Consider the following 14,817-nt stretch of genomic DNA (forward strand, 5'->3'; position numbering starts at 1 on the left):
GGCACGCATTATATGAGCCTGCTGATGTTGCCATTCCGGGTGCTGCGGCGTTTCCACGCCGAACGCTGCACCCAGACCGCGGCGGCCCTGTCCTTCGCCACCCTGCTGGGCCTGGTGCCGATGGTGGCAGTGGGCGCGGCGATCCTGTCGCACCTGCCTCTGGCCGACAGCCTGGGGGCGACCATCCAGAAATTCCTGCTGGCGAATCTGCTGCCGGAAAAGGCCGGCGGCATCATTGCCAAGTACATGGGGCAGTTCGCCGGCAAGGCGCAGCGCCTGACCTGGATCGGCGTGGCCGGCCTGGCCGTGACGGCCATCCTGCAAATGCTCACCATCGAACACGCCTTCAACGCCATCTGGGCGGTGAAGGAAAGCCGACCCATCTGGCGGCGTCTGCTGATGCATGCGATCACCCTGCTGCTCGGGCCCATCGTCTTCGGCGGCAGCATCGCCGCAACCACGTATCTGGCGAGCGTCTCGCTGGGGCTGGTCACGGAGTGGCAAGCGGTCACGGCGGCCGTTCTGCGCGCGCTGTCCTTCTGCTTCGTCGCCGGCGCCTTCGCGCTGCTGTACTGGAAGGTGCCCAACCGCTCCATTTTCCGGGAGCACGCATTGGTGGGCGGGGTGCTGGCGGCGGCGGGCTTCGCCGTCCTGCAATGGCTATTCGCCACTTATATCAGCGGCTTCGCCGGCTACCGGCTGATCTACGGCGCTTTTGCCGCCGTGCCCATCTTCCTGCTCTGGCTCCATTTGTCCTGGAGCGTGATTCTGCTGGGGGCGCTGACCACGGCGGAACTGGGCGCCGGCGCAAAGGGAAGGCGCCGAGCCGCTTAACGTCAGAAGTCGCGCCTACCGCCACTCATGGCTGCGCCAGCCCGGCGGCGTGCTCGATCCTGGTGGCCAGCCAGCCCAGACCCAGCCGCGGCAGGGCTGCCTGCAAGCGCTCCGGGCGGGCCGTGGCCAGCAGGGCCAAGGCGCCCGCGCCTTGGGAATCCGCACCCGCCAGGCGCACGACCTGACGCGCGACGGCGGCGGCGACATCCACCAGCTCAGCGCGTCCCGCCACCAGCGGCGCCAGTGTCGGCGCCAGGAATGAATAGTGGGTACAGCCCAGCACCAGTTGATCGACACCGCTTGCCAGCAGCGGGTCGATCCTGGCCGCGATCTCGGCGGCGAAGGCGGGGCCGTCCAGATCCAGGGTTTCCACCCGGGTCGCCCAGCCCGGACAGGGCGTCACGGTCACATCGACCGCGCCGGCGTGGTCGCGGATCAGTCGCGCCAGGCGTTCGCTGCGCGCCGTGGATTCCGTGGCCAGCACGGCGATTTTCCGGCTGCGGCTGGCCGCCGCCGCTGGTTTGATGCCCGGTTCGATGCCGACGATCGGGACGCCGGGGTGCTGTCGGCGCAACTCATCGACCGCCGCCGCGGTGGCGGTGTTGCAGGCCACGACCAGCAGGCGGCAGCCGCGGTCGACCAGATGGCGGCCGATCGACAGCACCCGTCCCTGGATGAAACCGTCGGGCTTGCTGCCATAGGGCACATGGGCCGTGTCGGCCAGATAGCACAGTTCGGCGCGGGGCAGGGCCCGGGCCACGGCGGCCAGAACCGAAAGGCCGCCCAGGCCGGAGTCGAAGATGCCGATCATCGGGCCGTGCGGGGCGCGGACGGGGGGGTGCCGTGGTGTTGGATGGTCATGGCGCGTTCCAAAGAAAAGAAGCCGGCGGGGCCGGCTTCGCGGGGAGGGTGGGTGATCAGGCGGCGAGGGGAATCTTGCCGATCTTGATGCGCCATTCCCTGGGGCCGGTCTCATGCACCGAGGTGCCCGAGGAATCCACGGCCACGGTGACGGGCATGTCCTTCACGTCGAACTCGTAGATGGCCTCCATGCCCAGATCCTCGAAGCCGACCACCCTGGCCGACTTGATGGCCTTGGCCACCAGATAGGCGGCGCCGCCGACGGCCATCAGGTAGGCGGACTGGTTGTCCTTGATCGCCTCGATGGCGACCGGGCCGCGCTCGGACTTGCCGATCATGGAGATGAGCCCGGTCTGTTCCAGCATCGCGCGGGTGAACTTGTCCATGCGGGTGGCCGTGGTGGGGCCGGCGGGACCGACCACTTCGTCGCCCACGGGATCCACGGGGCCCACGTAGTAGATGACGCGATTGGTGAAGTCCACGGGCAGCTTCTCGCCCTTCGCCAGCATGTCGGCGATGCGCTTGTGAGCGGCGTCGCGGCCGGTGAGCATCTTGCCGTTCAAGAGCAGCTTCTGGCCGGGCTTCCAGGAGGCGACCTCTTCCTTGGTCAGGGTGTCCAGATTTACGCGGGCGGCGGACTTGGTGTCGGCGGTCCAGGTGACGGCGGGCCAGTCTTCAAGCTTGGGCGGTTCCAGCCTGGCGGGGCCGGAGCCGTCCAGGTGGAAGTGGATGTGGCGGGTGGCGGCGCAGTTGGGCACCAGGGCCACCGGCAGGTTGGCGGCGTGGCAGGGGTAGTCGAGCACCTTCACGTCGAGCACGGTGGTCAGGCCGCCCAGGCCCTGGGCGCCGACGCCGAGGGCATTCACCTTCTCGTAGAGTTCCAGGCGCAGTTCCTCGGTGCGGGTGAGCTTGGCGCCCGTTTTTGCAAATTCGGCGGCCTTGGCCTTCAGTTCATGGATGTCCACCGGCGCCATGATGGATTCCTTGGCCAGCAGCATCGCCTTCTCGGGCGTGCCGCCGATGCCGATGCCGATGATGCCGGGAGGACACCAGCCGGCGCCCATCTCGGGGATCTTCTTGAGCACCCAGTCCACCAGGTCGTCGGAGGGGTTCAGCATGGCGAACTTGGCCTTGGCCTCGGAGCCGCCGCCCTTGGCGGCGCAGATCACCTCGATGCCGTCGCCGGGCACGATCTCGTAATGGACCACGGCGGGGGTGTTGTCCTTGGTGTTCCTGCGGGTGCCGGCCGGGTCGGCCAGCACCGAGGCGCGCAAGGGGTTGTTCTTGTCGCCGTAGGCGCGGCGCACGCCTTCGTTGATCATCTCCTGCACACCCATCGTGGCGTCGGGCCAGGTGACGTTCATGCCGACCTTGAGGAACACCATGCCGATGCCCGTGTCCTGGCAGATGGGGCGGTGGCCCTCGGCGGACATGCGGGAGTTGGTCAGGATCTGGGCGATGGCGTCCTTGGCGGCGGGGGATTCCTCGCGCTCGTAGGCTTCGCCCAGGGCGCGGATGTAGTCCAGGGGATGGTAGTAGCTGATGTACTGGAAGGCGTCGGCGATGGACTGGATCAGGTCTTCCTGCTTGATGGCGGTCATGGTGAGGCTCGCGATAACGGGGGATGGGTTAATGGTGTTCCCTGGCGCTGATCGCCAGGGTGCTGGTCATGATCTTGTCGGTGTAGGCGATGGCGATGGCCGACACCAGGAACAAGGCGTGAATGGCGGCCTGGGCGATGATGACGCGATCGTCGATCTGGGCGGCGTTGATGAAGGTCTTGAGCAGATGGATGGAGGAAATGCCGATCAGGGCCGTGGCCAGCTTGACCTTGAGCACGCCGGCATTGACGTGGGACAGCCATTCCGGCTGGTCCTCGTGGTCTTCCAGGTTGAGGCGGGAGACGAAGGTCTCGTAGCCGCCGACGATGACCATCACCAGCAGGTTGGCGATCATCACCACGTCGATCAGGCCCAGCACGATCAGCATGATGTCGGCTTCGCCCAGGTTGCCGGCAGCGAGTATCAGATGGGACAGTTCGTGCATGAATTGATAGACATACACGCCCTGGGCGGCGATCAGGCCCAGATAGAGCGGGGCCTGGAGCCAGCGGCTCCAGAAGATGAAGGACTCCATCGCCTTGACAGGCTTTTGCATGGTGGTGGTCTAGGGTTGGAAAGCGAGAATTTTATCATCCGCTTTTCGTCGCCGCCGCCCCGCCATGGGTGCGTAAGTCCGGTGTAAGCGTAGCCGGATTAAATTTCGCAAAAAGCAGGAATCCCCTGTCGGGGAGCACAATGTGGCATCGGGTGCAGGTTTTGGATCGACAATCGAGCGTCCCGCCGGACGCCAATAAGAGAAGAGGAGCGAGTGATGTCTACCCCTATCGTATCGGTACTTCAGGAAAACCGCGTCTTTCCTCCCTCCGAGGAGGTGATGCGGAAGGCCACCATTTCGGGCATGGCCGCCTACCAGGCGCTCTGCCAGGAGGCCGAGCGCGATTACTCCGGCTACTGGGCCCGCCTGGCCCGGGAGTACCTGAGCTGGCAGCAGCCGTTCAGCCAGACCCTCGACGAGTCGACGGCGCCTTTCTACAAGTGGTTCGCCGACGGCAAGCTGAACGTCTCCTACAACTGCCTGGATCGCAACGTGGACGCGGGTCTGGGCGACAAGGTGGCCATCATTTTCGAGGCCGACGATGGCCAGGTGACGCGGGTGACCTATCGGGAATTGCTGGCCCGGGTCTGCCGCTTCGCCAATGCGCTGAAAGCCCAGGGCATCAAGAAGGGCGACCGGGTCATCATCTATCTGCCCATGTCGATCGAAGGGGTCGTCGCCATGCAGGCCTGCGCCCGCATCGGCGCCACGCATTCGGTGGTGTTCGGCGGCTTTTCCGCCAAGTCGCTGGAGGAGCGCATCCTCGACGCCGGCGCGGTGGCGGTGATCACCGCCGACGAGCAGTGCCGCGGCGGCAAGGCCCTGCCCCTGAAACCGGCGGTGGACGAGGGCATCGCCCTGGCGTCCGCCGCGCCGGGCGGCTGTCCGGTGAAAACCGTGATCGTCTATCGCCGCACCGGCGGCGCCTGCGCCATGGAGGCCGGGCGCGACCGCTGGTGGCATGAGGTCGAGGCCGGCCAGCCCGACAGCTGCGAGCCCGAGTGGGTGGAGGCCGAGCATCCGCTGTTCCTGCTCTACACCTCCGGGTCCACCGGCAAGCCCAAGGGCGTGCAGCACAGCTCCGCCGGTTTCCTGCTCCACGCCAAGCTGACCACGCTGTGGACCTTCGACATCAAGCCGGAGGACGTGTTCTGGTGCACCGCGGACATCGGCTGGGTCACCGGGCATACCTACATCACTTATGGGCCGCTCGCCTGCGGCGCGACCGAGATCGTGTTCGAGGGCATTCCCACCTGGCCCGATGCCGGGCGTTTCTGGAAAATGATCCAGCAGCACAAGGTCAATATCTTCTACACCGCGCCCACGGCGATCCGTTCCCTGATCAAGGCCGGCGAGGTGACGCCCGCCACCCATCCCCGCAATTACGACCTTTCCTCCCTGCGCCTGCTCGGTTCCGTCGGCGAGCCGATCAATCCCGAAGCCTGGATGTGGTACTACGAGAACGTCGGCGGCTCCCGCTGTCCCGTCGTCGACACCTTCTGGCAGACCGAGACCGGCGGCCACATGATCACTCCGCTGCCGGGCGTGACGCCCCTGGTGCCGGGGTCCTGCACCTTGCCGTTGCCGGGTATCGCCGCCGCCATCGTCGATGAGGCGGGACACGACGTGGAGTGGGGCAAGGGCGGCTTCCTGGTGGTCAAGAAGCCCTGGCCCGCGATGATCCGCACCATCTGGGGCGATCCGGAACGGTTCAAGAAATCCTATTTCCCCGAGGAATTGGGCGGCAGGCTGTACCTGGCCGGGGACGGCGCGGTGCGCGACGCCAAGACCGGCTATTTCACCATCATGGGCCGGATCGACGACGTGCTGAACGTGTCCGGCCACCGCCTGGGCACCATGGAGGTGGAGTCGGCGCTGGTGGCCAACGCCATCGTGGCCGAGGCCGCGGTCGTGGGGCGTCCGGACGACGTGACGGGAGAGGCGATCTGCGCCTTCGTGGTGCTCAAGCAGCCGCGTCCGGAGGGTGCGGAGGCGCAGCGGATCGCCGACGAACTGCGCAACTGGGTGGCCAAGGAGATCGGTCCCATCGCCAAGCCGAGGGATATTCGCTTCGGCGAGAACCTGCCCAAGACCCGCTCCGGCAAGATCATGCGGCGTCTGCTGCGCTCCCTGGCCAAGGACGAGGACATCATCCAGGACGTTTCGACGCTGGAGAACCCGGCCATCCTGGAGCAGCTCCGCCAGACGAGGTGACGGCTGTTCCTGGCGGCTCGTGGCAGCCCGTTTTCATGGGCGCTTGGGTCGTGGTTATTGTATCCTTTATGGATACAATCAAGGGCTATGTTTCAAGTCCTTAAATGAAGCTCCGCTACCAGAGCGGAGCTTCATTTTGGACATCTTTTGCATATCTCTGATTGTATTCATTTGGGAAACAATTGGGTTCCGCTCATGTTTCTCGTGTGCTCTCGTCCGAGTGTGAAAACCCCGGTTGCCGCCGGAGTGGACGCCTCGATCATGCGGTTAGAATGACCGGCCCCGTGTCCGCGCCGGTGTCGTCCAGTCGTCTGCGCATGGACACGGGCAATCGCTTGCTGTTCGTGGACCGTCGGGGAGTACGGGAGCAATGGCTGGAGACATGCCCACCGGTGGACTCAGAGTATTGATCGTCGGGGATGACGCAGACGCGGCCCGGCGTCATGCGTCCCTGTTGCGCCAGCAGGGGTTGGCGGTCTGGGTCGAGAACGATCCGCAGCGAATCCCGGATACCCTGGAGGCGTTCTTGCCGGAGCTGCATCAGTCGCGGCTGGCCGAGCAACGCCTGTTCTATGCCCTGGAGGGGAGCGGACAGGGAATATGGGATCTGGACCTCCAGACCCGGCGCGCCCATTTCTCGGCGCAATGGAAGGACCTGCTGGGGTATGACGACGAGGACCCCGGCATGGACCGGACGCGGCTGATCGGCCTCGTCCATCCCGAGGATCGGGCGCGCTGCCTGGCGGATTACGAACGCCATCTGGCGGGCGAGACCCATATCTTCGAGAACGAGCACCGGGCCCGGCGCAAGGACGGCAGTTATGTCTGGATCCTGTCGCGGGGCAAGGTCGTGGTTCGGGACGATGACGGTCGTCCGTTGCGGATCGTCGGCACCGATACCGACATCTCGGCGCGCAAATGCGCGGAGGCCCGGCGTCAGCAGGCCGACGAGGCGTTGCAGGCGTTGAATGCGGATCTGGAGGCCCGCGTCGGCGAGCGCACCTGGAAACTGGTGGAGTTCTATAACCAGTTGCAGGAGGAAGAGCATTTCCTGCGGGCGCTGTTTGAAATCTCCCCCGTCGGTCTGGTGCTGTTCCGCGTGGCCGACGGCCAGTTGCTGGATTGCAATCAGGCCTTTGCCCAGATCCTGGATGTCCCCATCGAGGCCCTGGTCGGACGGGCCTACGGCGATCTGGTATCCCCGGACAGCCGGCCCCGGCGGCTGGACGAGTTCGCTGTCCTGCAGCAGACCGGCGCATTCAGAGGGCATGAGACCCACTACCTGACGCGCCGCGGCGATCGGGTGCCGGTGCGCCAGTCCTGCCGTCTGGTGGAAAAGAAGGGGGAGCGCCTGGCCTGGCTGGTGGTGGAGGACATCAGCGAACGGTGTCGCCGGGATGCGGTGACCGAGCATCTGACCCGGCAGATCGCCACGCTTACCGGCCAGCAATTGTTCAATGCCGTTTGCGACAGCCTGAGCCAGTTGCTGGGCGCCGAGCAGGTGTTCGTCGGCCGGGTATTGCAGGAACAGGGGAGCATCCGTGTCCTGGCCTGGAAAAGCGGCGACGAGTGGCTGCCGCTGCGCAGCTTTTCCTGCGCCGGAACCATCTTCGAGTCGGTCGTCGATGCCAAGGAACTGGTGCGCCATGATCGGCTTCAGGACTTGTTTCCGGACAAGACCTGGCCGGGGGAGCAGGGCCTGGGCAGCTTTGCGGGCCTGCCGCTGACGGACTTCAGCGGTGTCGTGATGGGCGTGCTGGGCGTCATGGGCCGGGCGCCGTTTTCCTTGCCGCAGGTCGAACTGGAATCCATGCTCCAGCTTTTCGCGATCCGGGTGAAGGCCGAGATGCAGCGGATTTCCGCCGAGCAGCGGTTTCATGAACTGTTCCAGTTCTCGCCGGACGCGATCATCCTGGCCGATGGCGAGGGGCGGATCAGGCAAGTCAATGAGGCCGCTCCGCGCCTGTTCGACTATGCCGCCGAGGATATGGCGGCCCTCCTGGTCGAGGATTTGGTGCCTGAGCCGACCCGGCGGCAGCATGTCGCCGTGCGGCGCCAATACATGGAGCTTTCGGCGCCGAGGATCATGGCGGCGGAACGGCAGATGGCCGTGCGCGGCCAACGCCGCGACGGCAGTGTCTTTCCCCTCGAGATCAGCCTGGTGCCGGTGGATACGGATCAGGGGCGCTGGGTTGCCGCCGTGATTCGCGATATTTCGGAGCGGGAGGACGCGCAGCGGAGAATCCAGGCTTCATTGCGGGAAAAGGAAACATTGCTCAAGGAAATCCACCATCGGGTGAAGAACAACCTCCAGATCATCTCCAGCCTGCTGAGCATGCAGTCGGATCGCCTGGCGTCGGAGGATGCCCGCGACGCCCTGCGCGAAAGCCAGCATCGGGTCCGCTCCATGGCGCTGATCCATGAAAGGCTTTACCGCAACGAGGATTTGAACGGGGTCGATTTCGGAGACTACATCCAGAGCCTGGTGTCGGTGCTGTACCGATCGTACCGACATGAAGGCTGTCGCGTTAACATCGGGTTCGATCTGGATGATGTCCAACTCAATGTCGATACGGCGATACCCTGTGGCCTGTTGATCAATGAAATGGTGACCAACGCGTTCAAGCACGCCTTCGTCGGCCGCGAGGAGGGCGAACTCCGGGTGACGCTGGTGCGGGAGGACGAGTGGATACGGCTGACCGTGGCGGACGATGGACCGGGCATCCCCGCCGGCTTCGACTGGCAGCGATCCGATTCCCTGGGGGCGATGCTGATTCACACCCTGAGCAAGCAGATCAAGGCTGAACTCGCCGTCAGCGGGCCGCCGGGAACCTGTTACACGCTGAAATTCAAGGAACTGCTGTATGCAACCCGTTAAACCGGTAGCCGGAATAAAAATCCTCATCGTGGAAGATGAGGGCATCGTGGCTCGAGACATTCAGCGCCATCTGGAACAGGCCGGCTACATGGTGTGCGGCATCGCCGACAATGCCGATGAGGCGATCGCGCTGGCCTTGGACAAAATGCCGGATCTGATATTGATGGATATCGTCATCCAGGGCGAGCGCGACGGGATCGAGACGGCCAAGGAGGTCCGCAGCCGCCTGGATATTCCGGTGGTGTTCCTGACGGCCCATTCCGATGAAGCGACCCTCTCCCGCGCGCGGGAGAGCCTGCCCTATGGGTACTTGCTCAAACCCTTCGAATCGCGGGAACTGATCACCATCATCGAAACCGCCCGTTATCGTCACGGCGCCGAGATGCGGGAGCGGGTCTTTCGCAAGGCCCTCACGGCAGCGGGTCTGGGGGTCGCCATCCTCGACGCCAGCACTCCGCAGCGAATCCTGAGCTGGGTGAATCCGGCGCTGTGCGCCATGTCCGGCCACTCGGAAGGGGAACTGCTCGGACGCACCTGCCCCTTGCTGGAGTCGATGGCGAACCGGGAGGTTCTGGAACGCGACCTGGATCGGGCCATCGCCGAGGGCAGGGACTTCACCGCCACGTTGCAAGTGCGGCGCAAGGACGGCAGCGCTTTCCATGATCAGCTTGTGCTGTCGGCGGTGCGCGACGGCGCCGGTCGCATCGGCCATTTCATCGCCATCCACCAGGACGTGACGGCGCAGCGCGAATATGAGCAGACGCTGGAGGCTCGGGTGCGAGAGCGTACGAGTGAAATGGAACACGCCCGCATTGCCCTGGAACAGGCGCAGGAAATGACCGGATTGGCGTCCTGGGAATACAGGATGTCGACCCACGAGCTGCGTGCTTCGGAAAACCTCTACGCCATGCACGGCATTTCCCGGGATGACCTGGCGCGCGATCGGAATTACCTCATGAACGCCATTTTCCCGGCCGATATCGAGGCGCGGAAAAAGTGCAATGACGACATTCTGGCAGGTCGGGAGGTGCGCAATTTCGAGTTCCGCATCCACGACGCCAAAAGCCAGGCGGTGATCTGGCATTCCCTCAGCGCGCGCCCGGTATTCGATGCCGAGGGACGGTTGGCTGGCATCACGGGCGCGGTGCAGGACGTGACCGCGCGCAAGGAACTCGAAGCGCGTCTGCAGCGCAGCCTGGATGAACTGCACAGCCTGCTCGATGCCTCGCCGATCGGGATCGCCTTCTTCCGGGGCGGCGTGATCCGCAGTTGCAATGATGCCTACTTCAGGATTCTCGGCTGGCCGGTGGAAGAACTGATCGGTCGCGGCTATGGCGAGGTCTTCCAGTTGCGCCAGGCGGTGAACTGGGATGAGCTGGTGGCCGAGCATGCGGCCTCGCCCGACAAGAAGAGCGAGCGCGAGTTCGAGGTCCGGCGCAAGGACGGGGTATGGCGCTGGGTTCGCGTGATGAACGCCAGCATCGATAAAAACGACGTCATGGGAGGGACGGTCGTTCTCTGCGAGGACATCACCCAGCATCGGAAATTGCAGCAGGAACTGAATGCGCGCCTGGCGCAGCTGGATTCGATTTTCTCCGCTTCGCCGCTGGGCATCGCCCTGTTTTCCGGCGAAACGCTGATGAGTTGCAACAAGGCCTACGCCGATCTTTACGGCTGGTTGCCGGAGGACATGACGGGGCGCCCCTATGCCGACTGGTGGCGGCCGCGCGGCGCCCTGCCTTCGCGCGAAGAAATGACCCTGATGGTGGATAGCACGGGTGCGCCAAGCCGTTCGTTGGAGGAGGAAATCCAGTTGAATGACGGCCGCTGGCGCTGGGTGCGCAGCAGCAGCAACCGGTTTTACGATCCTCGTGCGGAGCATGTGGAATATTCGGTGGTGCTCAACGAAGACATCACCGAGCGGCGCCAGGCGGAAAACTTGAGAGAGCGCTTGCTGGCGATTCTCGAAAATTCCCTGGATTTCATCGCCATGGCCGATGCCGAAGGCCGCATCGATTTTCTCAACCGCGCCGCGCGCACCATGCTGGGGCTGGGCGAGGATTATCGGGAACGCGGCCTGATGATCGACATCGCCCATCCGGCCTGGGCAAATGAGTTGCTCATGGAAACCGCATTGCCGACGGCAGCGCGGGAGGGCATCTGGAGCGGCGAAACCGCGCTGCGCCATGCCCAGGGCTTCGACATTCCGGTGTTTCAGGTCATCGTCGCGCATCGCGACGGGCGGGGCGAGGTGATGCACTATTCCACCGTGATTCATGATCTGACCGAGCGCAAGCGCGCCGAATCGGATCTGATCATCGCCAAGGAGGCGGCAGAGCGCGCCAGTCGGGCCAAGTCGGAGTTCCTTTCCAGCATGAGCCATGAATTGCGCACGCCCATGAATGCGATTCTGGGGTTCGCCCAACTGCTGCAACAGGACCCGGTGGACAGGCTGACCGAGGGCCAGAAGGAAAGCGTCGAGCAGATCACCGCCGCCGGCTGGCATCTGTTGAAGCTGATCAACGACGTGCTGGATCTGGCCAAGATCGAGGCCGGCAAGTTCGACGTGCAGTTGAACCCGCTCAATGCGACCGAAGTGGTGGCCGAGACGATCCACATGATGACCACTCAGGCCGAGGCGCGGGACGTCATCCTCGAGAACCGGCTCCCCGACGGCTGGGAGCTGAGCGTCCAGGCCGACCGGACCCGCTTGCTCCAGGTGCTGGCGAACCTGGTCAGCAACGCGATCAAGTACAACCGCCAGGGCGGCCGGGTGGTCATTTCCGCCCGCAAGGAAATGTCCTATGTCCGCCTGATGGTGGAAGACACCGGTCCCGGCCTGAGCGCGATACAGCAACTGGCCCTGTTCCAGCCTTTCAACCGGCTGGGGGCGGAGCAGAGCGACGTCGAGGGAACCGGGATCGGCCTGGTGATCTGCAAGCGACTGATGGAGGCGATGCATGGGCGCATCGGCGTGATCAGCATGCCGGGCAAGGGCAGCACCTTCTGGCTGGAGCTGCCGGTGGCGGCGCTGCCGTCGGCCGGCATCGATCACCCGCAGGCCGATGCCGAGGGATTTCATGTCAATCTGCATGAACCCCTGATCCTGTATGTGGAGGACAACGCGGCAAATTGCACACTCATGGAACGCGTGTTGGACAAGCTTTCCGGGATTCGGCTAGTCTGCGCCCGACGCGGACGGGAGGGGATCGAGATGGCTCGTCTGCATCGCCCCGATCTGGTGCTGCTGGACATCAATCTGCCGGACATGAGCGGATTGGCGGTGGCGCAGACGCTGGCGGCCGATGAGCTGACCTGCGACATTCCCATCGTCGGATTGAGCGCCAATGCAACGCCGGACGATATCGACGCGGCGCGGGCGGTGGGGATCCGGACCTATTTCACCAAGCCCATCGACATCAGCCATTTGCTGCAGACGGTCACCCGCTTGATGCAGGCGCGGCAAAAGATATGAACCTTGATTGGGAGGCGGGATGTTTGACGATGACATGAAGTCGGCTCGCTTGCTGATCGTGGATGACCAGCAGGCCAACGTCACCTTGTTGGAACGGATTCTGCGCAGCCAGGGGTTCGTGAATCTGGTGTCCACCACCGATTCCCGACAGGTGGAGTCGATGTATCGCCAGGCGCCGGCGGATCTGGTGCTGCTGGATCTGGTGATGCCTCACCTGGACGGCTTTCAGGTCATGACGCTGTTGCAGAGGCTGAGCGGCGACGAGTTCCTGCCGGTCATCGTGTTGACCGCCAATGCCGACCAGGAGACCAAGCTGCGGGCCCTCTCGGCCGGCGCGATGGAGTTCCTGGGCAAGCCTTTCGATCTGGTGGAGGTCCAGCTGCGCATCCGCAACATGCTGCAGACCCGCCTGATGCACATGGCCCTGCGCTCGCAGAATGCGCAACTGGAAGACCGCGTGAAGGACCGCACCCAGGAACTGGAACAGACGCGCCTGGAGGTCATTCGGCGCCTGGGACGGGCGGCCGAATACCGTGACAACGAGACCGGCCTGCACACCATCCGCATGAGCAACTACTCCGCGCTGCTGGCGCGGGTCGTCGGGCTTTCCGGAAGCGACTGCGAACTGATCCTGAACGCCAGCCCCATGCACGACCTGGGCAAGATCGGCATTCCCGACGGCATTCTGCTGAAGCCCGGCAAACTCGACGCCGCGGAATGGATAACCATGAAAACCCATCCGTTGATCGGCGCGGAAATCCTCAGCGGCCACGAAACCGAGTTGATGCGTGTGGCCCATGCGATCGCCCTCAACCACCATGAGAAATGGGACGGCAGCGGCTACCCCGCCGGTCTCAAGGGCGAGGAGATTCCCTTGGTGGCCCGCATCGTGGCCGTGGCGGACGTGTTCGACGCCCTGACCACCGCGCGCCCCTACAAATCGGCCTGGTCGGTGGAGGATGCGCTGGAGTACATCCGGGAACAGTCCGGCCACCATTTCGAGCCCCGGCTGGTGGATGCCTTCCTCTCCCTGCTGCCTGAAGTGCTGGATATCCGCCGGCGCTATGCGGAGCCCGAGTGACGCTCCCGGGCGTGGCGATGAATCGGATCAGGCCTATCCTGCCTCATTTAAGGCCACCGCCCCTGCCAAGCGGTATCGACGCCCCTCGGGGGGCTTCTTTTTTTACCTCAGAGTCGATAGATTGTCGCCCCTGACCCACTCACCAGGGCGATATCGTTATGGCCATTGAAATTCAGGAAAGCTTTCAGGTAGCGGCACCTATCGACGCGGTATGGGGTTTCATGCTGACCCCGGAAAATGTCGTGTCCTGCATGCCCGGCGCCTCCCTGACCAAGATCATCGACGACAAAAGCTTCGTCGGCGCCGTCAAGATCAAGATCGGCGCGGTGACGGCCCAATACCAGGGCAACATCACCTACCAGGAGGTGGACAAGGCCAACTACACCATCACGCTGCTGGCCGAGGGGAACGAGAAGGGTGGCGGCACCGTGTCCGGCACCATCATGACTTTCCTGAAACCACTGTCCGACGGCAAGGGTACCGAAGTCGGCTTCAAGTCCTCGGTGGACCTGACGGGCAAGATCATCCAGGTCGGCCGTGGCATGATCGAAGGCGTTTCCGCCCAGATCATCAAGAAATATGTGAACAACGTCCGGGCCCTGCTGGAAGCCCCGGCCGGGCAGGCGGCGCCTGCCGCCGCTGCGGTCCCGGCGGCCACTGCCGCCGCAACGCCCGCTCCCGGCGCCGTGGGCATGTCTTCCGCTGTCGCGGCTTCCCCCGTCGCCGCCGCAGCAGCAGCAGCCGAGGCAGCGGCCGCTGCGGCAGCAGCCGCCGCCGCCGCTGCTTCCGCGGCAGCCGCCGCCGCGGCAGCCGTGGCCGCGGCCGTGGCGCCTGCCGCGCAAGGCCGGCCCCAGTTGCAGAAAGAGGACACCCTGGACGTGGGTTCGGTGGTGTTCTCGGTGATGTGGAACGGCATCAAGCGTTTTTTCAAGCGCCTGTTCGGCCGCGCCTGAGCGAATTTGAGCGAATCGTTTATTTATTGAGTTTAGCGAGGAGTTTTATCCATGAAGACCTTGAAAGCTGGAACGCGCCTGAAGAGCGCGGTGTGTGACGCGGAAGTGATGGTGGTGAAGGCCGGTGCCGGCGAAGTCGAGTTGTGCTGCGGCGGCGCCGAGATGCTGGCGATGGCGGATGCCAAGCCGGCCGGCGGCCAGGTGGATGCGGCCCAGGCGGGCGGCACCCTGGTGGGCAAGCGCTACACCGATGCCGCCGAGAGCGTCGAACTGCTGTGCACCAAGGGCGGCAAGGGCTCCCTGAGCCTGAACGGCGAAGCCCTGGTGGTCAAGCAAGCCAAAGCCCTTCCTTCCTCGGACTGAG

The 14,817-nt window shown here is 64.4% G+C and carries 10 protein-coding genes; 7 read left to right on the forward strand and 3 right to left on the reverse strand.

All coding sequences use genetic code 11. From position 1 onward, the window contains the following. The first annotated feature begins 24 nt into the window (after positions 1 to 24). A complete protein-coding gene (locus B9N43_RS01760) occupies positions 25 to 834 on the forward strand; it encodes a YihY family inner membrane protein (RefSeq protein ID WP_186453932.1) in 810 nt (269 codons plus the stop codon). A gap of 25 nt (positions 835 to 859) precedes the next feature. Here B9N43_RS01760 and murI read toward each other — a convergent pair whose 3' ends face one another. From murI to B9N43_RS01775, 3 genes are all read right to left on the reverse strand, one after another. After that, entirely contained in the window at positions 860 to 1,645 is a 786-nt protein-coding gene (gene murI, locus B9N43_RS01765) for a glutamate racemase (RefSeq protein WP_145840625.1), read from the reverse strand. Between the two features lie 106 nt (positions 1,646 to 1,751). Continuing rightward, positions 1,752 to 3,296, reverse strand: coding sequence for a fumarate hydratase (locus B9N43_RS01770; RefSeq protein WP_145840626.1), 1,545 nt, complete (start codon positions 3,294 to 3,296; stop codon positions 1,752 to 1,754). Positions 3,297 to 3,324: 28 nt separating this feature from the next. Further along, entirely contained in the window at positions 3,325 to 3,852 is a 528-nt protein-coding gene (locus B9N43_RS01775) for a TIGR00645 family protein (protein WP_145840627.1), read from the reverse strand. 216 nt (positions 3,853 to 4,068) lie between these two features. On the opposite strand from B9N43_RS01775, the gene acs reads away from it, so the two are divergent. The 6 genes from acs (at position 4,069) to B9N43_RS01805 (ending at position 14,816) form a co-directional block, all read left to right on the forward strand. Continuing rightward, complete coding sequence (acs, locus tag B9N43_RS01780) at positions 4,069 to 6,066, forward strand: acetate--CoA ligase (RefSeq protein ID WP_145840628.1); 1,998 nt, start codon at positions 4,069 to 4,071, stop codon at positions 6,064 to 6,066. Positions 6,067 to 6,448: 382 nt separating this feature from the next. Continuing rightward, positions 6,449 to 8,944 carry a PAS domain S-box protein gene (locus B9N43_RS01785; protein ID WP_186453934.1) on the forward strand — a complete coding sequence of 832 codons (2,496 nt, stop codon included), beginning with the start codon at positions 6,449 to 6,451 and terminating at the stop codon, positions 8,942 to 8,944. Beyond that, positions 8,931 to 12,419 (forward strand): PAS domain S-box protein, encoded by a 3,489-nt coding sequence (locus tag B9N43_RS01790; protein WP_145840630.1) that lies wholly within the window; start codon positions 8,931 to 8,933, stop codon positions 12,417 to 12,419. Before B9N43_RS01785 ends, B9N43_RS01790 begins: the two co-directional genes overlap by 14 nt. A 19-nt stretch (positions 12,420 to 12,438) precedes the next feature. Then, entirely contained in the window at positions 12,439 to 13,500 is a 1,062-nt protein-coding gene (locus tag B9N43_RS01795) for an HD domain-containing phosphohydrolase (protein ID WP_145840631.1), read from the forward strand. Positions 13,501 to 13,658: 158 nt separating this feature from the next. Continuing rightward, positions 13,659 to 14,453: a CoxG family protein gene (locus tag B9N43_RS01800; protein ID WP_145840632.1), complete on the forward strand. Its 795-nt coding sequence runs from the start codon at positions 13,659 to 13,661 to the stop codon at positions 14,451 to 14,453. 51 nt (positions 14,454 to 14,504) lie between these two features. Beyond that, the gene (locus B9N43_RS01805) at positions 14,505 to 14,816 is read left to right on the forward strand and encodes a hypothetical protein (RefSeq protein ID WP_186453938.1); all 312 of its coding nucleotides are present in this window, start codon (positions 14,505 to 14,507) and stop codon (positions 14,814 to 14,816) included. Position 14,817 lies beyond the last annotated feature (1 nt).

This window comes from Denitratisoma sp. DHT3 (assembly GCF_007833355.1).
GTDB lineage: Bacteria > Pseudomonadota > Gammaproteobacteria > Burkholderiales > Rhodocyclaceae > Denitratisoma.

What these genes read in the sequence shown, in the direction of transcription:
- B9N43_RS01785 (WP_186453934.1), top strand. Translation starts at nt 6,449, where the DNA reads ATGCCCACCGGTGGACTCAGAGTATTGATCGTCGGGGATGACGCAGAC.
- B9N43_RS01770 (WP_145840626.1), bottom strand. Translation starts at nt 3,296, where the DNA reads ATGACCGCCATCAAGCAGGAAGACCTGATCCAGTCCATCGCCGACGCC.
- B9N43_RS01800 (WP_145840632.1), top strand. Translation starts at nt 13,659, where the DNA reads ATGGCCATTGAAATTCAGGAAAGCTTTCAGGTAGCGGCACCTATCGAC.
- B9N43_RS01760 (WP_186453932.1), top strand. Translation starts at nt 25, where the DNA reads ATGTTGCCATTCCGGGTGCTGCGGCGTTTCCACGCCGAACGCTGCACC.
- B9N43_RS01790 (WP_145840630.1), top strand. Translation starts at nt 8,931, where the DNA reads ATGCAACCCGTTAAACCGGTAGCCGGAATAAAAATCCTCATCGTGGAA.
- acs (WP_145840628.1), top strand. Translation starts at nt 4,069, where the DNA reads ATGTCTACCCCTATCGTATCGGTACTTCAGGAAAACCGCGTCTTTCCT.
- B9N43_RS01775 (WP_145840627.1), bottom strand. Translation starts at nt 3,852, where the DNA reads ATGCAAAAGCCTGTCAAGGCGATGGAGTCCTTCATCTTCTGGAGCCGC.
- B9N43_RS01795 (WP_145840631.1), top strand. Translation starts at nt 12,439, where the DNA reads ATGTTTGACGATGACATGAAGTCGGCTCGCTTGCTGATCGTGGATGAC.
- B9N43_RS01805 (WP_186453938.1), top strand. Translation starts at nt 14,505, where the DNA reads ATGAAGACCTTGAAAGCTGGAACGCGCCTGAAGAGCGCGGTGTGTGAC.
- murI (WP_145840625.1), bottom strand. Translation starts at nt 1,645, where the DNA reads ATGATCGGCATCTTCGACTCCGGCCTGGGCGGCCTTTCGGTTCTGGCC.